We start from the raw sequence: 25,283 nt of genomic DNA, 5'->3' as shown, positions 1-25,283 counted from the left end.
AAAGAACGCCAAACAGAGTGAGACGCATGATGGCATGCGGCTCACTTTTTTATTTGGATCAGCACCTTGAACAGCTCGCTCATCGAGTCGGACAACAGCAGCTGCCGGATCGCCCGGTTCCGCTTGGCCGTCTCGGAGAACGGGTCCCTGGCGTCATGATCGTGCAGGAGGCCCAAAATCCCCTGTTCCACCAGAAACTGCTTCTGTGTCTGGTACGTCACGGTTGACAGCGAAGCCCTCTCTCCCGTCTCCATCCATGCGCTGAAATTGACATGCGCCGTCATATCCTGCTCACCTGCGTCAATCAGCGGCGTATCGCTGGCCGCATGATGACGGTAGCAGAGCAGCGTCCCGTTCATCCGGTGAGCCGCGTGAAGCTCCTCCCGTACATCGCCGTAATCGATCGTCACAACGAGGCTCTGCGGCGCTAGCTTGGAGGCTAGGCTTCTGTACCAGCGAAGCGCGTCCAATCCCGCTTCAAAGCGTTGTCCCTCACGCCGCGGCAATCGTTCGGAGGTTATATAATGCTCCAGCTCGCCTCCGCTTACCGGCCTCTCCGCTTCCTCCAGCTGTCCGTCCACGACTCTCCGTCTAACGCCCAATTCCATCCACCCCTCCGGCCGGTATACGACCCGGTGTACGGGGAACGCATCCGGCAGCTCATTGGAGAACACAAGCGTCCGTCCCTGTCCAGACGAAGGTTTCCAAGCCTCAGGCGGAATAATGCGGATACGCGTTCCGTGAGCCTGCAGCGCTTCGTTCTGGAGACGCCGGTGATAAGGGCTTGTCTCGACTCCAGTATACGTGAGCCTATCGTATAAAGCCGGATTTCGCTCCTGCAGCGCCTCCAGCACCTGCCGGGCCAGCCGGCCGCTGCCGCCCCCCCATTCCACCAGATGCAGCGGGCCTTCGGCCTGATTCATCTCCCTGTCTATGTAGTGGGCCAAGCATTCGCCCAGCAGCCCTCCTAGCGATGAGGACGTATAGAAATCGCCGGTTCGCCCGAGCTTTTCCCGTTCACTGGTATAATAACCGCAACCCGGCTCATACAGACACATCTCCATATAATCGCGGAAAGAGAGCCAGCCGTCCGGGCTCTGCTCCAGACGAAGCGCTATTCGCCTAAGCAGCTCTGTATTTCCTTCCACACCTGCTGCTTGTGACATCCGATTCGCCTCCTCTTCCTATCTTCCTACAGACAAACTCTCCCTGAATCGTTATAATAATACGGTAGTTTAAACAGAAGGGAGCAGCAGCCTTGAATCCATCGCGTTTTATTCGTCAAGCGGCCGTTATCGGCTTCGCGGTACTGCTCATCTCAGGCTGTACCGACCGCAAGCAGTTAAAGGATGAATGGCTGCAGGCCGCAGCCAAGCAGGAACAGATGCAAAGCTATCAATTTGCCGGGGAAGCCGGCTTTCAGTTGGACCCGTCCTTGTTTCAAGGCGCTCAGCCATTGACCGCCGCTATGCTCTCCGCCTTCAAGGAAGGTAAGCTTACGTATCAGGGCAAAGCCTCATTGAAGGAGCCTGCGCAGGCCGAGGCGGATTTCAAGCTCTCGGCGAAAGGGTCCGATACCGGACTCGATATGCCCGTTGTACTTAAAGATAACAAATTATACCTACACCTGCCAATCATCAGCAAGGCCGACGAATATGTATCGGTGCCATTGACCGCGCAGCCCGAACGGCTGAATCAGACCGGACGGCTCTCTGCCGCTGTAAGCTCCAAGCTGCTGCAGGGGGTTGACCCGGCATGGCTGGAAGCAGGCGGCAAGGACGAGAAGCTAGCAACCGGAGAGACTGCCACCCGAATCACCCTGCAGGTTACCGATAAAAACCGGAAGCAGGTCTCTGAGTATCTAGCCCAGGCGATCCCCGCCGCTCTCGAGGAATGGACGACAAGCGGATTATTGAGCGATGCTCAGACCAAGGCATGGAAGGAAGCGCTCGGTTCGCTGCAGTTGGCTGCCCCATCTACCTTGGATATCTGGATCGACGCCCAAGGCTTCATCCGGCAGCAGAAGGGCGAGCTCCGCTTCAGCCTCAAGGAAGGCGGACCTGTGCATACCGTAACCTGGACACACCGGACGGACGCCGTGAACGAGCCTCCGGCCTTCTCCAAGGAACCACCCAAGCAGGCAAAGCCCCTCGCGGATATTCTGAAGCTTCTCCCCAAAGCACCGGGTAAATAAAGTTTCAGGGCTGCCGATCATGCGTCGGCAGCTTTTTTTGAAGTTATTGTCATGTTTTCCCTGCTCCCATGATAATCTGTACTTGAGAGGATTGGAGGGACAAATTGGTGAAGATGCGAACACGATTGCTGACCGTACTGCTGTTGGCTGCTTCCTGCCTCTCAGTCCTGCACCCTGTCGCTGCAGAGACCGCTCAGCCTAACCGCGATTTGCTGCAGCAAGGACTAACGATTTTTGAAATCGACCAGGAGCTGAAGCGGATCGAAGGACTCGAGAGCGAATTGCAGGTCCGCATAGCCAAAGCGGAGGCCGATCTCGCAGGCTCAGCCGGAGCGGTGCAGACGACACGTGAGCACGCGGCCAAGGTCGTACGCGCTTATTATATGGGAGACCGGGATTCCCTTTGGATGCTGCTGTTTTCGGCACGCTCATTTTCGGACGGGCTGGCGATCTTCGAGTATTTACAGATGATTCTCGGGAACGACAGGGTCGCTTTAACCCGGCATAAGGAAGCCTATAGCAAGCAAGCGCAATACAAGCAAGAGCTGGCTGAATCGGGGCTGGCGCTCCAAACGGCCAAGCGCCGCTTCCAGGACCAGCGGGACAAGCAGATAGCCCTCCAAGCCGAGCTCGATAAGCAGGTGGCGGCTCGGGCCCATTCTGACGCTGAAGCCGCCACACTGCAGGCGCAGATGCTCGATTTAAACCGGAAGTGGCTTGAACAGGGCCTCCCGGCCTTCAAAGCGTACTTGAACGAGCTGGCCAAGGCGATGCAGGAATTGCCCCAGGCGATGTCGCCCGGCACGTCCGGAGCCAAGAGCAAAAACCTCAGTTTATTCGATAATGGATTAAACTCAACCTTTCAGTTGACGGATAGCGAGCTTAACGATTATCTGCGCTCCAAGCACCCGATGTTCCAGCATCTCACATTCAAGTTTACGACGGGTAAAGTCATAGCTTCCGGTAGTCACGAAGGCATGGATTTGTCCGTGCAAGGCTCCTATTCGATTGCTTATAAGGAAGATCCCAAGGCTAAGCCTTTTATCCGGTTCCGCATTGAGGAGCTGAGCTTTAACGGCTTTCTGCTTCCCTCGACGACCGTAGAATCGCTGGAGAAAAGTGTGGATCTCAGCATCTATCCCGAGAAGTTGGCTCCCGTTCTTCAGGCGACCGATGTCCGGCTGGAGGAAGGTGTGCTTCGGATCGTACTGAAGCTTGTCCTGTAAGGAAAATCCATGCACACACGAGGGAGATGGATGCTTCATCATGTCTAGCCAAGTCGATTTTTTGTTCCGCCTAGCCTATGCCCTGGAGCTAAGCCCGCCCAACCAAGCCCGTACCGACGGCTTCGAGCCGATCTTGCAAGCCTTGAAGAACAGGAACATCCGATACGATCAGGACAAGGAGCTGCTAGTCTTCACCTCGGCTGACGATATGGAGGAAGCCCGGCAGCTTGCGGAGGCGTACGAAGCCTCCGCCGAGGAGCTGAAGCTGCTTCGCCTGCCGCGCTCCTTGCGGACTAGAGCCACGTTCACAGATTTCGGCTTCGTGAGCCGACTGGAGGGCATCTGCTACTTGTACGCGGAGCTTGCCGTTCTCTTCCGCCTCCAGGAGGCTTCTGAGGAGCCTGTCAGACCCGTACGCAGCTTCAACCCGGCTTCCGCCGTAGCACAACTCGGAGAGCATATGCTGGGCGACTGGCGGGATGCAGACGGGTCCCCCGTATTCGCACTCGAAGCACAGCATGACGAACTGGCGGAAGGCATCGCCAGAGCCTACGGATGCCGGGTCGAGTGGCTGTACCGGCCCTAAGCCGCAGCCGCCCAGCACAAATCAAAGCCGTACGACGCGATTGCTGGCGTCGTACGGCTTTTTGGTGCAACCCATCAAGATAATGCCTGTGCTTATAGCAAATCCGCAGCCAGCTGAGCCAGATGGGAACGCTCTCCGCGCTCCAGCATGATATGCCCGCTAATGCTCTGCTCCTTGAACCGCTCCACAACGTACGTCAGACCGTTGCTTGAAGCGTCCAGATACGGATGATCGATCTGCTCCGGATCGCCTAGCAGTACGATCTTACTACCCTCTCCCACCCGGGAGACGATCGTCTTGACTTCGTGCTTGGACAGATTCTGCGCTTCGTCGATAATGATAAACTGACCAGGAATCGACCGTCCGCGGATATACGTGAGGGCCTCCACCTGGATACTGCCCAGACCGGCCAATATTTTGTCAATATCGCCAGTTTTCTTCGTATCGAATAAATATTCGAGGTTATCGTAGACCGGCTGCATCCAGGGGCGGAGCTTCTCTTCCTTCTCCCCTGGCAAGTACCCGATATCCTTGCCCATCGGCACGACGGGTCTGGCGATCAGCAGTTTCTTGTACTTGCGCTCATCCTCCACCTTCATCAAACCGGCCGCAAGCGTCAGCAGCGTCTTGCCGGTGCCGGCCTTGCCCGTCAGCGTAACCAGCGGTATATCATCGTTAAGCAGCAGCTCCAGTGCCATCCGCTGCTGGGCGTTGCGGGCGGCGATGCCCCAGACGGGGTCATTGCTCAGATATAGCGGCTCCAGCTTCTTCCCGTCCGCATTCACCTTGAGCAGCGCGGACTTGCTGGTGCCCATCTCGTCCTTGAGGATGACGAACTCATGGGGATGCAGCGGATAGGTCAGGTTCAGGGAACTAACGCTTAGGGACCTGTATGAGTAAAATTCGTCGATAATGGCCGGATGCACGTGCAGGTTCAGGTGGCCGGAATAAATCTCATCCGCTACATTCACGACCCGGTCTGTCAAATAATCCTGTGCCGTAATCCCGAGCACATCGGCTTTGATCCGGACCAGCATATCCTTGCTGACCAGGATGACAGGGCGCGGAACGGACTTTTCTTTTTCTTCCAAGTGGTAGTTTAGCGCCACCGCCAATATGCGGTTGTCGTTGGTTGCCTCTGCGAATACCTCCTGCAGCTTCGCAAAGCTCTTATGATTCAGCTCAACCTTCAAGCGGCCCCCATTGGGCAGCTCGATACCTTCATATAAAAATCCGCCTTCCCTGAGCGAGTCCAGCATACGGGAAATTTGGCGGGAATTGCGCCCGAGCTCGTCTGCATTCCGCTTCTTGAGATCAATTTCCTCCAAGACCACCGCGGGGATGACCACTTCATTATCATCAAAGGCATAAATCGCATTGGGATCCTGCAGCAGCACATTGGTGTCCAATACATATATTTTTTTCATGCGAGTCCCTCCCAGGGTTTGGTGTTTGGCTCAAAGCGCATTACATAGTAAATAGCCTGTAAGGACAAACTAGCCAAAGCTGATACCGCAAAGAAAGGAATGATGATCCATGATGAAGTTTGTCTCGGTAATCTTGTTGTTGTCAGCCGCTCTTGCAGGCTGCAGTTCCCCGGGGAAACCCGGCGCCGCCCCTTCCCAAACCCAGGATGTCAACAGACAGGTGAGGGTTCAGCAAACGGCCCCCCAGAAGAAAGAAATTACAGATAAGCAAGCGGTCGCTCAGCGTCTGGAACAAATCGCGGCTACGGTTCCCAATGTGGAAAGTGCCAACTGCGTCGTATTCGGAAACACAGCCATTGTTGGCATCAATGTGCCTCATGACCTGGACCGCGCCAAAGTCGGTACCGTCAAGCTCTCAGTTGCCGAGGCGCTCAAGAAAGACCCCTACGGCGTAGATGCTTTTGTGACTGCCGATATGGATCTCGGCCAGCGCCTGCATAAAATCCGGGATCAGATGCAAAGCGGCCGGGGCCTTAACGGCATGGCTGAGGAAATGGCAGCCATCATCGGCAGAATCATCCCGCAGATGCCAAGGGATGTGGATCCGATAGAGAATCCGCCGGCCCAGGCTGAGCCTCAGCTTCCGAATCGTTCGCTGTAAGCTGTCCCGCCCTGTACTTGCTGCGGTGCCAAGATAAGGTAATCAAAAAGCCTAGAAACGTTAATCGGCTCTAGGCTTTTCTCATGGCGCTGAACACCTGCGTGTCCAGCTTATCCGCGGCACGCTTGTCATACGTCTTCTCATATTCAGGTTGAACCGAAATACGCGCCCCGTAAAACATCGCATCGCGTACTTCCGTTATATTGATATCAAAGCAAACTAGCTTAAAGGGTACTTCCTCAAGCGCTTCGGCGACTAGGCGGGCTTTGCCATAGATGGCATGGACCGAACCAGCGCCAACATAAGTCAAGGTCACAAGCGGATTGACCTTGATATTCGTTCCAATACGCGAACGCTGATCCACGGCAAAGCGAATCGTGGAAGCGTCCTTGGCAAACAACCAGGAGACCGCGTTCATCGTCGGCGAGCCGTGCTCATGATCAATCGTGCTGAGCAGCGTCAACGCCTCTTGCTGCAGGTGCTCAATCAGTTGGTCGGATAAAGCTGTGACCGTTTCTGCCATAAGGTCCCCTCCCGTGATAGAAATCACTGTTGCACCTCGATTATACCATAGGGTAGATGGAACAGCTACTGACGGCAAACCAACTTAACACTCCCTTCACGTCCATATGATTTATATTATCTAAACATGAAGGGAGATATGTCATTCATTATATTTGGGATTGGAAATAATATCGGTCAGCAATTGCTCGGCCAGCTCCCGGTCATAGCGGACCTTCGCGAGCTCTCCCTCCTGCTTATATTCAATGATGCAAACGTCTTCATCGCATGCGTAGCTGAATTGCTCCAGCTTGTGATCCTCACGAAGAATCAATTCGAAAAAATCCTTTGTCTCTTTAGCAGCCCCGTCTTCCGGGCGGGCTTCCGACACCATGCTGATTTGCAGCCAGTTGAATATCGCATCTTGCAGCTTCATGATCCGCCTCAATCCTCCCTCAACATCATCACCCTGCGTCCTTCAGACAGCCACCTGCGTATCGCAGCATACCATGCCTCAGCTCCCGGCTCCTCCTTGGCAAGCTTCAGCTTGTCCTCAGCCTCCAGCGGTGACATTAGACCGGAGAGGTAAGCGCCCGCACAGTGGGATATTTCCCAGGCTCCGTGAGCCAGCAAATCGCCAGCAGAATGGCTATCCGGCTCTGATATGGCCTTGGGCAGCTTACCCTCAGCATAGAGCACAATATCAACAGCATCGCCCAGCGCAAATGGCAGTTCATCCGTTCCACAGGCTTCCGCCTCCGCATCAGACAGCAGCAGATGCGCCTTGAACGGCAGCAGCAGCCGGGGATGGACGCCTTGCAGTGAGCGGCTGAACCGCATGCGCAGTTCCTCAGGCTCCAGTTGAAAGCGTTCGCTTCCGAAAATAACCGCCGGCCCTTCCAAGCTTACAGGCACCAGCCAATACGTCGTCATAAGGCTTTCCTCCCGGGACTTGGCCTATTTCCGTTGTTGCCGTTCCTGGACGAAATAACGGATTCTAACCATTAGCATCAGCCCTACGGCGACCGACAGACTTATAATGATGGGCAAACCCGCCAATTGAAAAAACAGCAGCATAACCGATCCGAGCGCCAGCATCAAATAAATGATGGCATCTTTCAGCAGCGGCAGCTTGCGGGAGCGGAATACTTTGTTGTACACATAAGTAATCAGCACAAAAATAAGGATATATGCGATCCATGGATACTCGCGGAACCAGTCCGTCATAGCAAGGAACACCTCCCCTAAGTCAGTTCATTGTAATTTCTGGATACGACACGCTCATGCTGCAAACTCCGCATATTGCGAAGAAAGCTCTGATCGCTCAGAGCTTTCTCCGTTTCTATGCATGAACTTACGCGTTGGCTTCAGCCGTCTTACGATGCTTCTCAGCACGCTCGCGCTCGCTCTTATTCAAGATTTTTTTCCGCAGACGAATCGACTTCGGTGTAATCTCACAGTATTCGTCATCGTTCAGGTACTCAAGTGCCTGCTCCATGGAGTGGATGCGAGGAGTCTTCAATCTGACCGTTTCTTCTTTGGTAGCGGAACGAACGTTGGTCAGTTGCTTTTCCTTACAGATATTGACGATGATATCGGTATCGCGGTTATGCTCGCCAACGATCATACCCTCGTACACTTCAGTACCTGGCTCGAGGAACAGGATACCACGGTCCTCAACAGACAACATGCCATAGAAGGTGGACGAACCGGTTTCGCTGGAAACCAGCACACCCTCATGACGGCCGCCTAGACCGCTGCCCAGGAATGGGCCGTAGCTGTCGAAGGCATGATTCATGACGCCGTAGCCGCGCGTCAGCGTCAGGAAGTAAGTGCGGTAACCGATCAGGCCGCGGGCTGGAATCAGGAACTCCAGACGTACGTTGCCATTACCGTTGTTGATCATATTGACCATCTCGGCCTTGCGGGTTCCCAGACTTTCCATAACGGCACCCATGCTGTCCTCCGGCACATCAATAACCATGCGCTCGATCGGCTCCATCTTCTGGCCGTCAATCTGCTTGATGATAACCTCAGGCTTGGAAACCTGCAGCTCGAAGCCTTCGCGGCGCATGTTCTCGATCAGGATCCCGAGATGCAGCTCTCCGCGGCCAGACACGATGAATGCATCCGGGCTGTCGGTTTCGTCTACGCGAAGCGATACATCGGTCTCCAGTTCCTTGAACAGACGCTCACGCAGCTTGCGGGAAGTTACGAATTTGCCTTCGCGGCCGGCAAACGGGCTGTTGTTAACGACAAACGTCATCTGCAGCGTAGGCTCGTCGATTTTCAGAACGGGGAGTGCCTCTGGGTTCGCCGGATCAGCAAGCGTTTCGCCGATATTGATGTCCTTGATACCGGAAATCGCGACGATATCGCCCGCTCCCGCTTCTTCGATCTCCAAACGCTTCAGACCTTGGAAGCCGAACAGCTTCTCAACTCTTGCCTGCTTCACTTGCCCTTCGCGGTTGATGACGGCGATTGGCTGGCCTTGGCGCACGATTCCGCGGTTGACACGGCCGATCGCGATACGGCCCAGGTATTCATTATAATCCATCAGCGTAACGAGGAATTGCAGCGGCTCCTCAACGTTCTCCGTCGGTGCCGGGATATGATTAACAATCGTCTCATACAGCGCCTGCATGTTGTGTTCCTGCTTGTCGGGGTCTGGCTCCAGACCGGATGTACCCATCAGTGCGGAAGCATAAGCGACAGGGAATTCCAGCTGGTCGTCATCGGCGCCGAGCTCGATGAACAAATCCAATACTTCATCGACCACTTCGCTTGGACGTGCATTCGGACGGTCGATTTTATTCACGACAACGATCGGCGTCAGATGCGCCTCGAGTGCTTTGCGAAGTACGAACTTCGTCTGCGGCATCGTACCTTCGAAGGCATCGACGACCAGGAGTACGCCGTCAACCATCTTCATAATCCGTTCTACTTCGCCGCCAAAGTCGGCATGGCCCGGCGTATCCATGATATTAATCAGATATTCCTTGTAATTAATCGCAGTGTTTTTCGCCAAAATCGTAATGCCGCGCTCCCGCTCCAAATCATTGGAGTCCATGGCGCGCTCCTGTACGGCTTCGTTGTCGCGGAATGTTCCGGACTGTTGGAGCAGCTTATCGACGAGCGTTGTTTTACCATGGTCGACGTGAGCGATGATGGCAATATTGCGGATCTTTTCTCTTGCATGCATAAGTGTACAAAATCCTCTCTTCTGGTTTGGCTGTCCAGCCCGTTCATCAAAGAAGCGCCGACCACCGAAGCGCCGACGCTAGCATTCGAATTTATTATACGTGCGTTTGGATCAAAAGGCAAGGAAGAAGCCCGCATTTTACGTCGAATTTTGGATGAAACGCTTACTCTCACAAGCCTTGGCAGTTATTCCAGCCATCTCCGCAAATCCGCAGCGGCTACGCATGTCTGGGGGTGATCAGCTTCTTGATCAGCCCGCTGGTGATCACAATGACCGTCGCCACAAGGGGCACGATGAAATGGGGCGTGTCGCCCAGCAGCAGATGCGAGACCTTCGTATCGGCCAGAAACATCTCGCCTGCGGTGTAGCCCAGAATACCGGCTCCCAGAAAGACGAGCAGCGGAAACCTCTTCAGCAGCTTCACGACCAGATTGCTGCCCCAGATGATAATCGGGATGCTGAGCCCGATGCCCAGAATAATAATCCCGATCTCCCCCTTGGCCTTTGCAGCAATGGCCAGCACGTTATCGAGACTCATCACGAGGTCCGCGAGGATGATGGTGCCAATCGCCTTGCCGAGCGTCGATGCTTCCTTCACGTCCGCATGGCCCTCGTCATCGACCAGCAGCTTGATGGCAATCCACAGGAGCAGCAGCGAGCCGACTCCTTGGATATAAGGAATGTTAAGCACATAGACCGCTACAATCGTCAGCACGACACGCAAGCCGATCGCGCCGAACGCCCCCCACCAGATGGCCTGCTTTCGCTGGGCCGCCGGGAGGTTTTTACTGGCGAGCGCGATGACAACCGCATTATCTCCGCTCAGCACGATATTAATCAGCATAATCTCGAAAAACAGCAGCAGACCTTCCCAGAACATGTGCAGCCCTCCGTATGATCAGCTTTTAGAAAAACGAGGCGAAGCGATCCTCTTTAACTTGTCCCCTCTCAATCCAGATCGATTCCGTGCGTGCAGCCGCATCCGCAATCGCCTCATCCAGCCAAGGCATATTCGCCTCAATGCTGCGAATGACATTCAGATTCGGATTCGTGCTCGGACTCGGCGGCAGGAACAGCGTACAGCAATCCTCATAGGGCAGAATGGACAGCTCGAAGGTGTCGATATTCTCCGCGATGCGGATAATTTCTTTCTTCTCCATAAAGACCAGCGGCCGGAGAACAGGCAACTGGACGGCCCGGCCAATTGCATCCAGGCTGGACAAGGTCTGGCTGGCCACCTGGCCCAGGCTGTCTCCAGTTACGATGGCACCGGCACCAGAGGCTTCGGCCAGCTTCTCGGTGATCCGGTACATCGCCCGGCGGAGCAGCGTAATCAGCAGATTATCCGAATAGGCGGCATGAATGCGCGTCTGCACCTCCGTGAAGGGCACCATATGCAGCCGCACCGATCCGCCGAACGCCGTAAGCTTCTCCGCAAGATCGCGAACCTTCTGCTGCGATTTCTCGCTGGTGTAGGGGTAACTGTGGAAATGAACAGCCTCCACCCGCAGGCCTTGCCGCATCGCCAGATAACCCGCCACCGGGCTGTCGATGCCGCCGGACAGCATCAGCATGCCCCGTCCGTTGGAGCCGTACGGAAAGCCGCCCGCTCCCTCGTCCGTCCGGGCATAGAGCCACGCTCCCTGTTCGCGTAGCTCTACCTTCAGCTCGACCTCTGGCTGATGCACGTCCACCCGAAGTCCAGGCATCGCCCGCAGCACGGCGCCTCCGACGATCCGGTTCATCTCCTGGGAATCATGAGGAAACCGTTTGTTCACCCTCCGAACGGTAACCTTGAAGGTAGCCGGAGATGGCTCCAGCTCCTGCATCATCTCGGCTGCGGCCTCCTGGATATGCTGCGATTCGAGTTCAACGGTAACCGCGGGGCTGATCGAGGCGAGGCCGAATATGCGGCGCAGCGGCTCAAGCGCCTCCTCGTAGGGTGTCCCGTTCAGATGCAGGACAATCCGTCCAAATTCCCGGTCATAACCGATCGAAGGAAACGGGCGCAAGGCCCGCTTAACCTGCTCGTACACCGTTTTCTCAAACCGATGCCGGTTCTTTCCCTTTAATACCAGTTCTCCATAGCGGAGTATAGCCATCGTAGCTGTTTCTTTCATCTTCTTCTCCCTCTCCTGCCTGATGGCGCCGCTTGCGGACTTAGTCTGGCGATGACCTCGGTAAGCGCCATGCGGAATTTCTCCGCTGTGTCCAGCGGGTCCTGGTCAGCGGAGTAGCTGACCCTGATCCCGCCGAGCGCTTCCTCCGCGCTATAGCCCATCGCCAGCAGCACCCGGCTCGGCTTCTCGACCGAGGACGAACAGGCGGAGCGTGCGGACACGCAGATGCCCTGCTGCTCGAAGGCATGCACGAGCACCTCGGATTTCATTCCCGGATAAACGAAATGAACGATGTGGGGCGCTATCTGCTCTCCACCCGTGGCCTCGCCGGTAACTGTTCCCGAACCCGACAATCGAAGCTGCGGGAATTGGGAGATCGCCTCGACCAGACCCGTCCGCAGCGCGGCTGTGCGCTCCGCAAAGGCAGCCTGCTGCCCGACGGCCAGCCGGATGGCCTTGGCCATACCCACGATCGCCGGCACATTCTCCGTGCCGGAGCGCCAGCCGAATTCCTGGCCGCCTCCGAACAACAGAGGCTCCAGCTCCAGGCCGGAGCGCACATAGAGCAGCCCCACCCCTTTCGGGCCTCCGAGCTTATGAGCCGCGCCTGTCAGCAAGTCGGCGCCGAGCTCGGAAGGAATAACCGGCAGCTTTCCGACGGCTTGTACCGCATCGATGTGGAACAATGTCTTAGGCCGGCCGCGCAGCAGCTCACCTACGGCTTGTACCGGCTGCACGCTCCCCATCTCATTATTTACCATCATCAGGCTCACGAGAATCGTATCGTCCGACAATGCGGCACTCAGCGCATCCAGATCGATGTGGCCAGTCCGGGAGACAGGGACATAGGTGACGTGAAAGCCTTCCTTCTCCAACTGGCAGAACGTTTCGTGTACAGAGGAATGCTCGATTGCGCTTGTAATGATATGCTGCCCACGATGACGGTGCTTATAAACAGCCCCGCGTATGGCTGCATTGTTACTCTCCGTACCGCCGGAAGTGAACCGGATCTCCTCCGGCCGGCAGCGCAATGCTTCTGCAATCGTCTCCCTGCTGCGCCGCAGGAGCATCTCGCTCTCGACACCCAGCCGGTGAAGGGAGGACGGATTTCCATAATGATCTCGCATCACCTGAGTCATCGTATCGATGACATCAGGATGCATCGGCGTGGTCGCCGCATAATCCATATATAACAATTTATTGAACCTCGCTTCCAAACAGTACTGATCTAACGAAAAACAAGACCAATCCTCTCCTTCCACAGCGGGAAGGAGGGGGATTGGCCCGTTGAGTATTAATAGGTTAAGAAATCTGTCTGCAGCTGCTGCACCTTGCGCACATACTGCTGGGTCTCCGTAGGAAGCCATTGGAGCTTGTCGTTCAACTGCTGATCGGTGCTGATTCCAAGCCGGTCAAGCCTGCCCGGGCCTGCATTGTAGGCAGCCAGTGCCACCGATTGATTGCCGTTGTACCTCATCAGCAGATTGGATAAATAACGCGTTCCCCCTGCGATGTTCTGTGCCGGGTCGTACGGATTCGTCACACCGAGTCCCGCTCCCGTCTCGTCCATCAGCTGCATCAGCCCCTTGGCCCCTGCGCGTGATACCGCATTGGAGTTAAACGCTGACTCGGCCTGGATCACGGCCTTAATGAGACTGGAGTCCACCCCGTAGGTTTGGCTTGCTTCTTGAATCAGGCTTTCATACTCGGTTGGCTTGCTCGGCTCCAGGAAGGAAGGCCGGTACGCCCCCCATGCAGCGGTTGGCGAGCTGCCAGGCGAAGCAGCTGTCGCAGGCGAGCGATGTTGAGCAGCCTGCTGCTGTGCCGCCTGCGTTGCGAGCAACTTGTCCAGCACGTTGACAAATTCCTCTGTTGCTGCCCCTGTCTGGCCTTCTGACTCACCAGATACAGCGGGATGGGTCTTGCTGCCGACTCGGGATTGTAGCTGGCTTAGCACCTTCGGGTCGGTCGTATCCACCTTGATGGTCATGAAACGCGATTCCCCTTGTGTCCATAATTTACATAGCTCTATTGTACACGCTTTTGCGTTTGTCATCCACCCTGAAATGCAAAAGCAGGCAGGCCGCAGCTCGCGGTCTGCCTGTGTCGCCTGATTGTCCAGTCAAGCTGTCCGGGTGAGAGAGGCTGGTCAGGAATAGAACGGCAGCAGAATCAGATAGCCGCCCAGCGCCAGCAAGCCGATCACGAGCGCCCAAGCCCCCAGCTTCCGCTGTCCCTGCCAGTAAGCGAATACGGCCAGCACGGATCCAGCGGCCGCCAGAGCAGCCGGATAAATAAACAGTGCAAGTGCCGAGAGAAGCAGGGCGACATAGCCCGGCCACTGGGCCGCTGACGAATACTGTTCCAGCTGAGACCGTCCTTCGCCTGCCCTGAGCAGCTCCCCCTTCTTCCGCTTTCGCTGCGAATCGTTCCGCTCGTCAGACTCCCGCCATACGGGAGTCTGATAGCCTGCGAAGCCGGCTTCTGCAGCAAATTCCTCTTTCCCGCGTCCACCCGTCTCACGATGGAGCTGCTGCAGCTTATAACGGTGCAAAGCCGCCTCCGAACGTGTCATACCGGGCGAGCTTGACGCTTGTCCTCCGAGCTTTCGCTTCATTCCAAGACCCTCCTTGTGAAGAGTTAGTTGGATTTTTTCTTCGGCTCGAAGGTGTGGCAACAGGTGTTTTGAATACTGGCCGCCTTGTCCTGGTGTTCGGTGAATTCAGATGCAAACTCAGAATCGAAAGCAACCTTCGCATGCTGATCCACATCAATCATAATGGCATTGGCGTTGCAGTTGTTCCCTTGAGCCCAAAAGGCACAATTGGCCACGCTGCATTTTACATCTGGCATTGTCATCACCCCCGTCAACAGCTTGCCCGCTCCATTCAGGGGGTATTCCTGCCAGCGACACGCAGACAGAACCGCAATTCTTACCTGCAAAGGGGCTTAGCCTTCTGCTTGCCTTTGACTCGCACTCTTGCGAATATGATGGTGTAAAATAACAAACATCGCATGAGACCACAGCAGCGGAGAGGCAGGGGGTCCCCAGCGGTTCACCCAGTCCTCATATCCGCTCCGATTAACCAGCGCATCCGGGACCTGCTCCGGCATCCTGCCGAGTTCGTCTGCTTTGGATACGATCCAGCCGAGTGTCTCCTCCGCCGTCTCCCACTGACCTTGAGCCCATGCTGTCCAGCCGTACCATGCGGTAAGCAGCAGCCACTCTCCGCCCCCGTAATACGAATCGCCGGCATACCTTCTGACGCCACCTTGGGCGGTCCGCAGATCAGCCCCGATCCGCTCGATCGTAGCCTGCATGGCAGGATGCTCCGGCTCGAACACATGAAAGGGCTCGCACAGCCAGAGCAGGCTCGCATCCACACCGTCGAGACCGAATTCGTACTCTACCCGGCCCTCAGGATACAGCGGACGAAGCGACTTGACGAAGTAACCGTCCGGATGTATCGCATGCTGAAGCAGAAATTCACGGATATGCTCGCATAGGGCTGGCGTTTTTCCAGAGCCGCTTAGTTCAGCAATAGCCTGCAACCCTCCGTATATACAGGCAAGCGTAGCAGGATGAACAAATTCGCTATACTCTTCCCAGCAATCGAAATTCGTATATTCCCAGAACGCTTCCAGGTATGCATAGACAGCATCCACCGCACTGCGGAAGGATGCTGGGATAGAGCTATGACCGGTCATCCGCAGATGAGTAGATAAGCCCCACAGCCAAGTACCGTAACCGTCAAGCTGGAAATGTCCCCACTCGGAGTCTGCATCATCCCGCCCGTCCAACTGGTAACGCGTATGTAAGAAATCCCGCCGCTCGATATATTCCCCTCTCGACTTGCGGCTGATCAGATCCTCAATCTGCGCACGCTTGCGCTCGATAATCCGGCAGACCCATTCATGGAACAGTGCTGCGCTCTCATGGCGGCCTGACAAGTCCATACTGTAAGCGGTGAAGCTTCCATCTCGCAGCCATCCGTATCCATAATGAGCGAATAAGGGTGAAGCCGTGTAACCTCCCCTTACATGCTGATTCCATGCGATCAGGCGGACGCTCTCCTCCGCCAGCTGCTCTGCTGTCCATGCCTTTGCCATGGCTTGCTGCACATCCTTTCCCTATGAAAAAAGAGATGCTGGTTAGACAGCACCTCTATCTTAAGTGTATGGATCATGGGATGATTTATACAAAAATGCGTGAGAACGCGGCAGCTAAGCTAGACTTTCTCACCTTGCATCCGTTTTTGCGTAATATAATCGGTCTCGTAATAAGCCAAATCTTCACGAAGCGTCTCGAAAATTTTGGAGAGCTCGATTGTCAGATCGCGCACTTCGCGGTTCGGTTTTTTACGGAAACGAATCGCGTCCTGACCGGTGTACGCATAGCGGCCGTCTTCGGAGTAGCATTCGTTCTTCGGATAGAAGAAGCTGTTGACCGAGCTGTGGTAAACGTCGTAAAGCACTTTTTCGGAATAATCAAGGTTGAAATTGGGACGGCGCAGAGCAACCCCCAGCTTCTCGTAAGAAACCTCGGAGAAAACCAGCAGATGCCTGGTATCGGAGAGATATCCTTTATAAAACTCTTCCATAGCGGTGTCATTTTCGGAATTCAGGAGCTGTAAGGAGCTTCCATTTAAAAACTGTTCCATTTTGGCGATGGCTTCGCTCAGTTTCGCTCTTGTCGATTCGCATAGGTTTTTAACATGTACTACAGCCATGGCTGAATAGACCTCCTCAACATTTAAAACCAACATGATTATAAAAACAAACAGTAATATCAATATCGTACCATAAATCACGTCTAAAAGTAACATGAAAAAAACATTTGCGCTGCTTGTTCATCTATTGGGTAACTTTGCTGCTGATGTACCGCACCGGACAAGGGCATAGTAGCCTTATCCCATCTACCTTTGGCAGGAGGCTATATGACTTATGTGGAAATATGCACTTTCCGTTCTTGTTGTGCTGGCAGGCGCGCTGCTGCTTTTCCCCAAAGGCGACCAACAGACCGTTCCGCAGGCACTTTCGCCGCAGGCTGAACTCCGTATGAAGGAAGCGACTATGACTCAGGATCTGGAGCGCACCGATGAGCTCTGCAGGCTGCAATGCAGCTACGAGCTGCGCCGCGTAGCCGGCGCCATCGGACAAGACGGTGATTCGACGGCACCCAAGCAGCTGTCAGCGCTCAAGCAGGATCATCCGCATATGGAGTGGCTGGCCGCTGTGAAGCGCGGACAACCCATACTCCCGGGTGAAGCCGTCGGAGAGCTAACAGAGCCGGTCAGAACACAGACCCAGTCCCAGATTGACCAGGCCAAGCTGCGTCTAGATGCCGGACAAGCTTATCAATCACCGCCGCTGGATGTGAATGGCCACCGGTATTTCGTGCTCGGCGAGCCAGCCGATGATGGAAGCCGTGGGGTTCTTGCCGTCGTCCAGCAGCATATTCTCAGCCAGGTAGCCGATCACCAGCGCAAGAACCTCCGCCTTGTCCCTTATCCGGCCGAAGGGAGATACAAGATCGAATCCGTCGATACCGATACTCTCCGCGATGTGCATGTGGATCATCCGGAAGAGAATGAAGGCACGAGCCACTATCACAAAAATCAGGTGGTCGTCAAATTCAACCAAGAGCCTACGGAAGCTCAATTCTCGCAGATCCGCGATGAAATCGGCGGCGGCTCGATGCATAAGCTCGGCTACACGTACGTGTTTGAATCCGACAAGCTGGAGGCTCAGGCACTTATGGCGTATTTCCGCAAATGGAATGTCTCTTACGCCGAGCCTCATTACTTGTATTTGACCAACTCTTCCGTTACTCCCGCTCCTTCTGGCCCTGGAGACCACACGGATAACCAAGTGTTTCAGCCCAATGACGCGCTGTACCGGCGGTACCAGTGGAACCTGCCTCAGATCGAGACGGAGGCTGGCTGGAGCATTACGAAGGGCTCGGAAAATGTAATCGTGGGGGTTGTCGATACGGGAGCTGATCTGACCCATCCGGATCTGAAGGATCAGTTGATCAGCGGCTATAATGTCGTGAATCGCGATGCCCAGCCGCAGGATGATGTCGGTCACGGCACACATGTAGCCGGGGTCATCGGCGCGCTCGTGAACAATAATCTCGGCGTAGCCGGAATGAGCTGGTACAACCGGATTATGCCGGTGAAGGTCCTCGACGCCACCGGAGCCGGCAGCACCTACTCGGTAGCTCAGGGCATTATCTGGGCGACCGATCATGGAGCCAAGGTCATCAATATGAGCCTGGGCAACTATGCCGATGCCGAATTTCTGCATGACGCCATCCGCTATGCATTCGACCGCGACGTAGTCATGATCGCCGCCAGCGGCAATGACAACTCCGAGCGGCCGGGCTATCCCGCAGCTTATCCCGAGGTGTTCGCCGTCGCTGCGGTGGATGCCAATAAGACTAAGGCGTCCTTCTCCAACTACGGAGACTATATTGATGTCTCGGCGCCGGGCGTCAGCATCGCCAGCACGTACCCGCATAACCAGTATGCGGCTCTGTCGGGCACCTCGATGGCCAGTCCCCACGTCACGGCACTGGCCGCTCTGATCCGGTCCGCGAACCCGGGGCTGAAAAATACCGAGGTTATGCAGTTGATGCGCGATACCGCTACCGACCTCGGTTCCCCCGGGAAAGATAAATACTTCGGCTACGGGCTGATCGACGTGGCCCGCGCCCTACAGGCCGCCCAGCCCAAAGCAGCAGGCCAGACCGGCCGGCAGCAAGAAGCGTCCTCCCCCGGCCAAGCCCGTCTGGGCTCATCCTCATCATGGTCCGACTGGGTGCGCAGCCTGTTCGGCTCCTAAAAGCCTGCTGCCGGCAAACACAAAGAACCCGCCTCATGAGGCGGGTTCTTTGTCAAGTTGCATAGCATGCACCCGTTGCCGGATGGCTGAAAGAAAGCTTGCCGTAAGCCGGGTTCTGTGCGTCCAGTGGTCATAACGGGGGCCACCCTGCCACCATGGAAGCGACAATCATCTATCTAGGCCAGACATTGCTGCCTGGCTCAAGCGACCAACCCGAACGCGCCCCGGGCCGAGGCTGCCCCTCAAGGGAGCTAGCGTTCCATTAGGTCTTGCTCCAGATGGGGTTTACCAGGAACCATGTCACCATGGCTCCTCGTGGTCTCTTACACCACGGTTCCATCCTTACCTGTGATGCCTGTGGCTTTCCCTCGCACCGAAGTGCGGAGCTTGCCGCCAGTCATCCATCGGCGGTCCATTTCTGTGGCACTAGCCTTCAACTCGCGTTGACTGGACGTTATCCAGCATCATCGCCCTATGGAGCCCGGACTTTCCTCTCGCGGCGCGAAGCCGCCAGCGATTGTCTGTCAAACTTTCTTTTGCAACAGATGCATTTGCTAGTATACAAGGATTCTTACGAAAACTCAAGTGCCTCTGTCTGGCGCAAGCGTCAGATCATGGCAGAGCCCGCTTTCTCCAGGTATTAAACGAATCGAAACGGCTCCGTTTCGACCTCGGACGCAATTGCACGGGTCGTCCACTTGCGGGCATCCAGCTTGCGCTGCAAGTAATCGGCAATTCCCTGCTTCATAATCTTCTCCACGTTATGGCCGGGATCGATCAGCGCAATACCGGCGGCCAGCGCATCATGAGCCGTATGATAATCGATATCGCCGGTGATCAGCACATCGGCTCCCGCGAACATCGCATGGCGGACATAACGGCTGCCCGAACCTCCGAGCACGGCGGCCTTGCGGACCATCCGGTCAGGGTCTCCGACTACGCGAAGCATCGGCACGTCGTAAGCAGCCTTGACCCGTTCGCATAATTCTGCCAGCGTGACCGGTGCCTGCAGCTTCCCCGCACGTCCCAAGCCGAAGGTGCGGGTTTTCAAATCCAAAGTGTACAGATCATACGCGACCTCTTCATACGGATGCGCTTTGAGCATCGCCTGGACGACGCGGCGTTCCGCGCTTTGCGGGACAATCGTCTCGATGCGGATCTCCTGAGCCTGCTCCAGCTTCCCCTGCCTGCCGAGGTAAGGCTTCGTGCCTTCCCCCGGCTTGAAGGTGCCTACGCCTTCGATATTGAAGCTGCAGTGGCTATAGTCGCCGATGCTGCCGGCTCCCGCCTCGAACATCGCCGAGCGAACCTTATCCGCGTGGTCGACCGGAACGAACACGACCAGCTTTTTCAACTTGTCTGTGTGCACCTCATCTAGCGGCTCCGTAACCTGAAGCCCAATAGCTTCAGCCATCATATCATTGATGCCTCCGTCCGCCACATCAAGATTCGTGTGCGCGATGTAGACGGCGATATCATGCTTGATCAGCTTCTCGTAGATCCGGCCCGCAGGCGTATCCGTCTGCAGATTCGCGAGCGGACGGTAGATGATCGCATGATGCGCGATAATCAGGTTAGCCCCTGCGCGGATCGCTTCCTCCACGACCTCGTCTGTCACATCGAGAGCTACCAGCGCCACTGGAATTTCTTTCTGCAGCGTACCCAGCTGCAGCCCGATCTTGTCGCCTTCCACCGCATAGGATTTGGGAGCGAGCTCCTCCATCAATTGAATGACGGCTTGTCCTTTGGCATACATGCGTTCAATACCTCCTCAATCCGTTTCATCTCCAACCGGAATTCCTGCTCTCTCAAGCGGGCCGCCTCCGTATCCGAACGGCTCATCTGCATACAGACATGCTCCAGCTTGTCCAGCTCCAGACGCCATTTGGCCTGCCAGACCGTGGGAGCTTCCCGGACCAGATGCGGCCCGAACTTCTGCAGCTCCTCCCGGTCAAGCGTGATGCCTTCGGCCAAGCTCAGAGGCTCATACAGCCGCTCTCCGGCACGCGTTCCCGTCTCCTCTGCCTGGGCGGAAGAGACCGCTGTCAAGATCTCATAGATTTTCCCGTCTTCCTCCAGAATTCGCTCCGACACAAGCTCCCAGCCATGAGCCAACAGCCAGCGACGCACGGCGTCCTCTGCCACATTAGGTTGAAGCACGAGACGGCTTACGCCAGCCAGCTTCTCCTGACCCGCCTCGAGAATCGAGGCAATGAGTGCGCCGCCCATCCCGGCTATGGTGATCACATCCACTTCACCGGGAGCAAGTACAGCCAGCCCGTCCCCGAGACGGACCTCGATCCGCTCCTTAAGCCCTGCAGCGCGCACCTGCCGGGAAGCCGCCTCATACGGACCGGCGTTGACCTCGCCCGCAACCCCGCTCGTAATGATGCCTTGCTGGGCCAAGTAAGAAGGAAGCAGGGCATGGTCGGACCCTATGTCCGCCAGCCGGCTTCCCTTCGGCACTTCTTGTGCAATCCATTCCAATCTTTTCGATAACCGTATCATGATAATACCCACACCGTCCATTTTTTGCGCCAAGCGAACAGCACGATAGCCTGTACGCACATTTTGCCGAGCAGCAGCCATTGGATAGCCTGCACTCCGTACTTCTCGGCATACAGCATACCATACAATTCCGGCATGTACCAAACGATCAGCCCGAGTAGGAAAAATACGAGTCCGATCTGTTTGCTTCGCTCATGCACCATCCAGGACATCCAGCAGAACAATACAGCCAGCGGTGCCCAACTGAGCTCCAGCGTAATCCAATCTATCGTATCAAGCTGATGATGCAGCAGCCATCCGTAGCAGAAGACGAGGGCGACCCACCCGCATAGCTGGAAGAGCGCGAACCTGGCTGCAAGCCCCGTTATGATCCAGATCAGGCTGGTCAGAAATACATACCCCACGGCGATCACCGGCGCTTCCGCTCCATGCAGCTTCATCAGATACACGCCTATGAATAGCAGGAACAAAGAGGCCATCCCCAGCAGAATTTGTGCCGCCATCGGCTCCTTTTCCCGCTTCGATCCGCCCCAGATGTATAAAGCCCCAAGAATGATAAACGAAATACCCATTTGCAATGGTAATTCAAAAGCGTTAAAATTAAGAGCAGCAAAGGATAAAGCGCTAGCCAACACCAAAATCAAAACCCATATTTTCCAATTGCTGTTCTTTATACTTGAAGAGGATAGACCTAGAATAGTTGGCTTGGAATCGCCTGCCGCCTTCGAGTCGGCATCTACATAAATATTCAGCAGGAAGTCGCAATATTGCTCCGGCAGCAGCCGGCTGCGGCGCCAATGCTCAATTTCACGGATAAGCAGTTTCTTTTTTTCATCCATATCCAACAATTTCCCCCAAGCCCTGTCATGTACTTTCTAATCATTATCGGCGGCAGGGACATAAAAAATTAGACCTTGCTGCGCATGATCGCAGAAGGTCCAATGGATGGTTCGAGAGAAAACAGGCAACGCTCTATTCCAGGAAGTCCTTCAACCGCTTGCTGCGGCTGGGATGACGGAGCTTCCGGAGCGCTTTGGCTTCAATCTGGCGAATCCGCTCACGGGTTACGCCGAATACCTTGCCAACTTCCTCCAGCGTTCTTGTCCGTCCGTCATCGAGACCGAAACGCAGGCGGAGCACGTTCTCTTCCCGTTCCGTCAGCGTATCCAGCACGTCCTCGAGCTGCTCCTTCAGCAATTCGTAGGCAGCCGCATCAGCGGGAGCGAGCGCCTCCTGATCCTCGATAAAGTCTCCCAGATGCGAATCGTCTTCTTCGCCGATCGGCGTCTCCAGCGATACCGGCTCTTGGGCGATCTTCATAATCTCACGCACTTTATCCGTGCTGAGATCCATTTCCTTAGCGATTTCCTCCGGCGTAGGTTCGCGTCCAAGCTCCTGCAGCAGCTGTCTGGATACCCGGATGAGCTTGTTGATCGTTTCTACCATATGTACCGGAATCCGAATCGTTCTTGCCTGATCCGCGATGGCCCGTGTGATCGCCTGACGAATCCACCAGGTCGCATACGTACTGAATTTGAAGCCTTTGTCGTGGTCGAATTTCTCGACCGCCTTGATGAGACCCATATTGCCTTCCTGAATCAGGTCCAGGAATAACATACCGCGTCCTACATAACGCTTCGCGATGCTGACGACCAGACGAAGATTCGCTTCTGCCAGGCGGCGCTTGGCTTCTTCATCGCCCTGCTCGATCCGCTTGGCGAGCCCGATCTCATCCTCTGCGGAGAGCAGCGGTACCCGGCCGATTTCCTTCAAGTACATCCGGACCGGGTCATTGATCTTGATCCCCGGCGGCAAGGAAAGGTCATCGTCGAAGTGGAACTCGTCATGCTCTCGCTCGAGCCGTCCTCCGCCGAGTTCTTCTTCCTCATCGGATTCGTTGCCGACATCGATGCCCATCTCCTGAAGCTGCTCGAAAAACTCATCGATTTGCTCCGGGTCCTGGTCGAATGGCGCCAGCTTCTCCATGATCTCTTTGTACGTAATGGCCGAACGCTTCTTGCCTTGCTCAATCAATTGGTCTTTCACTTGCTCCAACGTCAACTCTGTCTCTATCTCAGTACGTTGATCGTTCGCCATAATACAACTCCCTCCTCCTTGGAAACTCCCGAAAACCCGTCACAACTGTCAGGATGACTTCAATTGCTTTTCCAAGGATATGATTTCACTAAGTAGCTGCACAGCTCTCGGGATATCTCCCTCCCGTTCCGCCTGCTTAACCCATTCTCTCTTTTGTTCCAGTTCCTGCATCAGCGGGTACTTCTTGATTTCGCGGATATAATCATCGATGACGGCTTCATTCACACCGCCGCGATGATCTATTAAGGTCAAGGAGCTTGCCAAGCTCTCGAGCTTGTCATCTTGAAGCGTCCCGATGAACATGCTTACATTGGGTTCATAGCCTTGCCCGTAATAAGCATACAGCCCTGCTGCAATAGCGGTATGGACATCGAGGATAAACCCGTCGCCCAGCCGGCGCTCCACATACTGCGCCACATCCCGATCCAGCATCATAACCGCTAGCAGCTGCCGCTCTGCGAATTGGTAGGCTGGTATGATCTTCGGAGTCTTCTCGCGCGGTTTGGCATCATTCCTAACATTATTCCACGGATTGGGCTTATTATCCCCGCCACTGTCGCTTTTTTCCGCCTGCAGCCTGATCTCGTTGACCGTCTGCATAGCGGTTTCAAAGGAATAACGAAACTCGGACGTGATATCCTTCACATAGTGCTCCCGCTCAATCGGCGACACGAGTCCTGCTATCATCCTCAGCGCCTGCTGAATGTATCGTAGCCTCTCCCCATCCTCCTGCATCCTGTAATTTCTGCGATAATAAAGCAGTTTATATTTGATCGACGGTACGGCGGCCTCAACAACCTCTCGTACGAATCGCTCAGAACCATGTTTGGCGATAAACTCATCCGGATCAAGTCCGCCCGGCAGCACCGCTACCCGGACCTGGCAGCCCGCATTTTCCAGAATCGGGATGCTCTTGTACGCTGCCGTCTGACCTGCACCATCGCCGTCATACGCTATGATCACCCGTTCCGCAAGGCGCCTTATCGCTTCCGCATGCTCTTGCGTAAGCGCCGTCCCCATCGTGGCCACTCCATTATGCACGCCTGCATCCCAAGATCGCATAACATCCATATAACCTTCGAAGAGCACGAGCTCCTGCGTTTTGCGGATTTGCGGTCTCGCCGCATGAAGATTGTATAAGATCCGGCTTTTATGAAACAGCATCGACTCCGGACTGTTCATATACTTGGGCTGGCCTTGACCCATGATCCGGCCACCGAAGGCAATCGTCTGCCCCTTCCAATCCTTAATCGGAAACATGACACGGTCGCGAAATTTGTCGACATAGCCGCTGCCATCCTGCTTGGCCGAAATCAATCCTCCCTGCTCCATAAGGGTCAGCGGAAATTGATTCTTGTCCAGCAGCTTGACCAGCGTATCCCACCGGTCAGGCGCATAGCCGATGCCGAAGGCCTCCATCAGCTTGTCGTCGATCCCGCGCTGCTTCAAATATTCCTTAGCAACCTTACCCTGCTCTGTATTGTGCAGGATGTACTGATACAGCTTATCCGCCAGCTCATAACCGGCCTGCAGCCTGGCGCGCTCGGGATTTTCCCTCGGCTCGCTCCGCTCCGTGCCGTCTCCGCCCAGACTCACCGACAGCTTCGCTTCCTCGGCCAGCTTACGCAGCGCCTGGCCGAAGGACAAGCCCTCGATCTCCGATATAAACCGGATCGCGCTCCCGCCGGCCCCGCAACCGAAGCAATGAAAAGTCTGACGCTCGGGCGATACGGTAAAGGACGGCGTTTTCTCGGAATGGAATGGACAAAGTCCCTTGAGATACCGGCCCTGTTTCGTTAAATGAACGTGCCTGCCGACGACTTCCACAATGTCATGAGCCTTAAGTACGGCATCGATGACATCATCGGGTATGCGTCCGTTACTCATTCTTATCCACCTTCATTCCAATAACACG

The 25,283-nt window shown here is 55.4% G+C and carries 25 protein-coding genes and 1 other RNA gene; 5 read left to right on the top strand and 21 right to left on the bottom strand.

Features of this window, described 5'->3' with window-relative positions; genetic code table 11:
• Window positions 1-41: 41 nt before the first annotated feature.
• Window positions 42-1,166: a class I SAM-dependent methyltransferase gene (locus tag WMW72_RS17490; RefSeq protein WP_341416816.1), complete on the bottom strand. Its 1,125-nt coding sequence runs from the start codon at window positions 1,164-1,166 to the stop codon at window positions 42-44.
• A gap of 92 nt (window positions 1,167-1,258) precedes the next feature.
• Here WMW72_RS17490 and WMW72_RS17485 point away from each other — a divergent pair, with 92 nt between their 5' ends.
• From WMW72_RS17485 to WMW72_RS17475, 3 genes are all read left to right on the top strand, one after another.
• On the top strand, window positions 1,259-2,194 hold the full coding sequence (locus WMW72_RS17485; protein WP_341416815.1) for a hypothetical protein: 936 nt from the start codon (window positions 1,259-1,261) through the stop codon (window positions 2,192-2,194).
• 113 nt (window positions 2,195-2,307) lie between these two features.
• Window positions 2,308-3,420 carry a hypothetical protein gene (locus WMW72_RS17480; protein WP_341416996.1) on the top strand — a complete coding sequence of 371 codons (1,113 nt, stop codon included), beginning with the start codon at window positions 2,308-2,310 and terminating at the stop codon, window positions 3,418-3,420.
• Window positions 3,421-3,460: 40 nt separating this feature from the next.
• Window positions 3,461-4,006 carry a hypothetical protein gene (locus WMW72_RS17475; RefSeq protein ID WP_341416814.1) on the top strand — a complete coding sequence of 182 codons (546 nt, stop codon included), beginning with the start codon at window positions 3,461-3,463 and terminating at the stop codon, window positions 4,004-4,006.
• A gap of 92 nt (window positions 4,007-4,098) precedes the next feature.
• Here WMW72_RS17475 and WMW72_RS17470 read toward each other — a convergent pair whose 3' ends face one another.
• Entirely contained in the window at window positions 4,099-5,433 is a 1,335-nt protein-coding gene (locus tag WMW72_RS17470) for a PhoH family protein (protein WP_341416813.1), read from the bottom strand.
• A gap of 109 nt (window positions 5,434-5,542) precedes the next feature.
• Here WMW72_RS17470 and WMW72_RS17465 point away from each other — a divergent pair, with 109 nt between their 5' ends.
• Entirely contained in the window at window positions 5,543-6,094 is a 552-nt protein-coding gene (locus WMW72_RS17465) for a YhcN/YlaJ family sporulation lipoprotein (RefSeq protein ID WP_341416812.1), read from the top strand.
• A 70-nt stretch (window positions 6,095-6,164) separates the two neighbouring features.
• Here WMW72_RS17465 and WMW72_RS17460 read toward each other — a convergent pair whose 3' ends face one another.
• The 13 genes from WMW72_RS17460 to WMW72_RS17400 all read right to left on the bottom strand — a co-directional run bounded on the left by WMW72_RS17460 (window position 6,165) and on the right by WMW72_RS17400 (window position 16,647).
• A complete protein-coding gene (locus WMW72_RS17460) occupies window positions 6,165-6,617 on the bottom strand; it encodes a pyridoxamine 5'-phosphate oxidase family protein (RefSeq protein ID WP_341416811.1) in 453 nt (150 codons plus the stop codon).
• Between the two features lie 141 nt (window positions 6,618-6,758).
• Window positions 6,759-7,031, bottom strand: a complete 273-nt coding sequence (locus tag WMW72_RS17455; protein ID WP_341416810.1) for a hypothetical protein — start codon at window positions 7,029-7,031, stop codon at window positions 6,759-6,761.
• Window positions 7,032-7,039: 8 nt separating this feature from the next.
• Window positions 7,040-7,528, bottom strand: a complete 489-nt coding sequence (locus WMW72_RS17450; protein ID WP_341416809.1) for a hypothetical protein — start codon at window positions 7,526-7,528, stop codon at window positions 7,040-7,042.
• A gap of 24 nt (window positions 7,529-7,552) precedes the next feature.
• Window positions 7,553-7,822 carry a YlaH-like family protein gene (locus WMW72_RS17445; protein WP_341416808.1) on the bottom strand — a complete coding sequence of 90 codons (270 nt, stop codon included), beginning with the start codon at window positions 7,820-7,822 and terminating at the stop codon, window positions 7,553-7,555.
• Between the two features lie 127 nt (window positions 7,823-7,949).
• Window positions 7,950-9,797, bottom strand: coding sequence for a translational GTPase TypA (gene typA / locus WMW72_RS17440; RefSeq protein ID WP_341416807.1), 1,848 nt, complete (start codon window positions 9,795-9,797; stop codon window positions 7,950-7,952).
• Window positions 9,798-10,014: 217 nt separating this feature from the next.
• A complete protein-coding gene (locus WMW72_RS17435) occupies window positions 10,015-10,677 on the bottom strand; it encodes a TerC family protein (RefSeq protein ID WP_341416806.1) in 663 nt (220 codons plus the stop codon).
• A gap of 25 nt (window positions 10,678-10,702) precedes the next feature.
• On the bottom strand, window positions 10,703-11,917 hold the full coding sequence (thiI, locus tag WMW72_RS17430; RefSeq protein ID WP_341416805.1) for a tRNA uracil 4-sulfurtransferase ThiI: 1,215 nt from the start codon (window positions 11,915-11,917) through the stop codon (window positions 10,703-10,705).
• Window positions 11,914-13,113 (bottom strand): cysteine desulfurase family protein, encoded by a 1,200-nt coding sequence (locus WMW72_RS17425; RefSeq protein WP_423227567.1) that lies wholly within the window; start codon window positions 13,111-13,113, stop codon window positions 11,914-11,916. Before WMW72_RS17425 ends, thiI begins: the two co-directional genes overlap by 4 nt.
• A 98-nt stretch (window positions 13,114-13,211) precedes the next feature.
• Complete coding sequence (locus tag WMW72_RS17420; RefSeq protein WP_341416803.1) at window positions 13,212-13,907, bottom strand: lytic transglycosylase domain-containing protein; 696 nt, start codon at window positions 13,905-13,907, stop codon at window positions 13,212-13,214.
• Between the two features lie 159 nt (window positions 13,908-14,066).
• Entirely contained in the window at window positions 14,067-14,534 is a 468-nt protein-coding gene (locus WMW72_RS17415; RefSeq protein ID WP_341416802.1) for a hypothetical protein, read from the bottom strand.
• A gap of 23 nt (window positions 14,535-14,557) precedes the next feature.
• Window positions 14,558-14,770 (bottom strand): DUF1540 domain-containing protein, encoded by a 213-nt coding sequence (locus tag WMW72_RS17410; protein ID WP_341416995.1) that lies wholly within the window; start codon window positions 14,768-14,770, stop codon window positions 14,558-14,560.
• Between the two features lie 96 nt (window positions 14,771-14,866).
• The gene (locus tag WMW72_RS17405) at window positions 14,867-16,027 is read right to left on the bottom strand and encodes a glycoside hydrolase family 15 protein (protein WP_341416801.1); all 1,161 of its coding nucleotides are present in this window, start codon (window positions 16,025-16,027) and stop codon (window positions 14,867-14,869) included.
• 119 nt (window positions 16,028-16,146) lie between these two features.
• Complete coding sequence (locus WMW72_RS17400) at window positions 16,147-16,647, bottom strand: YpuI family protein (protein WP_341416994.1); 501 nt, start codon at window positions 16,645-16,647, stop codon at window positions 16,147-16,149.
• A 214-nt stretch (window positions 16,648-16,861) separates the two neighbouring features.
• Here WMW72_RS17400 and WMW72_RS17395 point away from each other — a divergent pair, with 214 nt between their 5' ends.
• A complete protein-coding gene (locus WMW72_RS17395; protein WP_341416800.1) occupies window positions 16,862-18,763 on the top strand; it encodes a S8 family peptidase in 1,902 nt (633 codons plus the stop codon).
• Window positions 18,764-18,852: 89 nt separating this feature from the next.
• Here WMW72_RS17395 and rnpB read toward each other — a convergent pair.
• The 6 genes from rnpB to dnaG form a co-directional block, all read right to left on the bottom strand.
• Window positions 18,853-19,296: RNase P RNA component class A (rnpB, locus tag WMW72_RS17390), an RNA gene on the bottom strand.
• 107 nt (window positions 19,297-19,403) lie between these two features.
• Window positions 19,404-20,519: a Nif3-like dinuclear metal center hexameric protein gene (locus WMW72_RS17385; protein ID WP_341416798.1), complete on the bottom strand. Its 1,116-nt coding sequence runs from the start codon at window positions 20,517-20,519 to the stop codon at window positions 19,404-19,406.
• Complete coding sequence (locus tag WMW72_RS17380) at window positions 20,486-21,271, bottom strand: tRNA (adenine(22)-N(1))-methyltransferase (RefSeq protein ID WP_341416797.1); 786 nt, start codon at window positions 21,269-21,271, stop codon at window positions 20,486-20,488. Before WMW72_RS17380 ends, WMW72_RS17385 begins: the two co-directional genes overlap by 34 nt.
• A complete protein-coding gene (locus tag WMW72_RS17375; RefSeq protein ID WP_341416796.1) occupies window positions 21,268-22,110 on the bottom strand; it encodes a hypothetical protein in 843 nt (280 codons plus the stop codon). The genes WMW72_RS17380 and WMW72_RS17375 overlap by 4 nt, the downstream gene beginning before the upstream one ends.
• 133 nt (window positions 22,111-22,243) lie before the next feature.
• Window positions 22,244-23,368: an RNA polymerase sigma factor RpoD gene (gene rpoD / locus WMW72_RS17370; protein WP_341416795.1), complete on the bottom strand. Its 1,125-nt coding sequence runs from the start codon at window positions 23,366-23,368 to the stop codon at window positions 22,244-22,246.
• A 48-nt stretch (window positions 23,369-23,416) separates the two neighbouring features.
• The gene (dnaG, locus tag WMW72_RS17365; RefSeq protein ID WP_341416794.1) at window positions 23,417-25,255 is read right to left on the bottom strand and encodes a DNA primase; all 1,839 of its coding nucleotides are present in this window, start codon (window positions 25,253-25,255) and stop codon (window positions 23,417-23,419) included.
• Between the last annotated feature and the right edge of the window lie 28 nt (window positions 25,256-25,283).

The organism is Paenibacillus filicis, assembly GCF_038070315.1.
Classification (GTDB): domain Bacteria; phylum Bacillota; class Bacilli; order Paenibacillales; family NBRC-103111; genus Paenibacillus_G; species Paenibacillus_G filicis.
Note: the sequence above shows the minus strand (reverse complement) of the source record. Positions and strands in the feature narration are given on the sequence as shown.

What these genes read in the sequence shown, in the direction of transcription:
- WMW72_RS17420 (WP_341416803.1), bottom strand. Translation starts at nt 13,907, where the DNA reads ATGACCATCAAGGTGGATACGACCGACCCGAAGGTGCTAAGCCAGCTA.
- WMW72_RS17415 (WP_341416802.1), bottom strand. Translation starts at nt 14,534, where the DNA reads ATGAAGCGAAAGCTCGGAGGACAAGCGTCAAGCTCGCCCGGTATGACA.
- WMW72_RS17375 (WP_341416796.1), bottom strand. Translation starts at nt 22,110, where the DNA reads ATGGATGAAAAAAAGAAACTGCTTATCCGTGAAATTGAGCATTGGCGC.
- typA (WP_341416807.1), bottom strand. Translation starts at nt 9,797, where the DNA reads ATGCATGCAAGAGAAAAGATCCGCAATATTGCCATCATCGCTCACGTC.
- rpoD (WP_341416795.1), bottom strand. Translation starts at nt 23,368, where the DNA reads ATGGCGAACGATCAACGTACTGAGATAGAGACAGAGTTGACGTTGGAG.
- WMW72_RS17450 (WP_341416809.1), bottom strand. Translation starts at nt 7,528, where the DNA reads ATGACGACGTATTGGCTGGTGCCTGTAAGCTTGGAAGGGCCGGCGGTT.
- WMW72_RS17475 (WP_341416814.1), top strand. Translation starts at nt 3,461, where the DNA reads ATGTCTAGCCAAGTCGATTTTTTGTTCCGCCTAGCCTATGCCCTGGAG.
- WMW72_RS17410 (WP_341416995.1), bottom strand. Translation starts at nt 14,770, where the DNA reads ATGCCAGATGTAAAATGCAGCGTGGCCAATTGTGCCTTTTGGGCTCAA.
- dnaG (WP_341416794.1), bottom strand. Translation starts at nt 25,255, where the DNA reads ATGAGTAACGGACGCATACCCGATGATGTCATCGATGCCGTACTTAAG.
- WMW72_RS17480 (WP_341416996.1), top strand. Translation starts at nt 2,308, where the DNA reads ATGCGAACACGATTGCTGACCGTACTGCTGTTGGCTGCTTCCTGCCTC.
- WMW72_RS17455 (WP_341416810.1), bottom strand. Translation starts at nt 7,031, where the DNA reads ATGAAGCTGCAAGATGCGATATTCAACTGGCTGCAAATCAGCATGGTG.
- WMW72_RS17400 (WP_341416994.1), bottom strand. Translation starts at nt 16,647, where the DNA reads ATGGCTGTAGTACATGTTAAAAACCTATGCGAATCGACAAGAGCGAAA.
- WMW72_RS17385 (WP_341416798.1), bottom strand. Translation starts at nt 20,519, where the DNA reads ATGTATGCCAAAGGACAAGCCGTCATTCAATTGATGGAGGAGCTCGCT.
- WMW72_RS17405 (WP_341416801.1), bottom strand. Translation starts at nt 16,027, where the DNA reads ATGGCAAAGGCATGGACAGCAGAGCAGCTGGCGGAGGAGAGCGTCCGC.
- WMW72_RS17460 (WP_341416811.1), bottom strand. Translation starts at nt 6,617, where the DNA reads ATGGCAGAAACGGTCACAGCTTTATCCGACCAACTGATTGAGCACCTG.
- thiI (WP_341416805.1), bottom strand. Translation starts at nt 11,917, where the DNA reads ATGAAAGAAACAGCTACGATGGCTATACTCCGCTATGGAGAACTGGTA.
- WMW72_RS17470 (WP_341416813.1), bottom strand. Translation starts at nt 5,433, where the DNA reads ATGAAAAAAATATATGTATTGGACACCAATGTGCTGCTGCAGGATCCC.
- WMW72_RS17435 (WP_341416806.1), bottom strand. Translation starts at nt 10,677, where the DNA reads ATGTTCTGGGAAGGTCTGCTGCTGTTTTTCGAGATTATGCTGATTAAT.
- WMW72_RS17490 (WP_341416816.1), bottom strand. Translation starts at nt 1,166, where the DNA reads ATGTCACAAGCAGCAGGTGTGGAAGGAAATACAGAGCTGCTTAGGCGA.
- WMW72_RS17445 (WP_341416808.1), bottom strand. Translation starts at nt 7,822, where the DNA reads ATGACGGACTGGTTCCGCGAGTATCCATGGATCGCATATATCCTTATT.
- WMW72_RS17380 (WP_341416797.1), bottom strand. Translation starts at nt 21,271, where the DNA reads ATGATACGGTTATCGAAAAGATTGGAATGGATTGCACAAGAAGTGCCG.
- WMW72_RS17395 (WP_341416800.1), top strand. Translation starts at nt 16,862, where the DNA reads ATGTGGAAATATGCACTTTCCGTTCTTGTTGTGCTGGCAGGCGCGCTG.
- WMW72_RS17465 (WP_341416812.1), top strand. Translation starts at nt 5,543, where the DNA reads ATGATGAAGTTTGTCTCGGTAATCTTGTTGTTGTCAGCCGCTCTTGCA.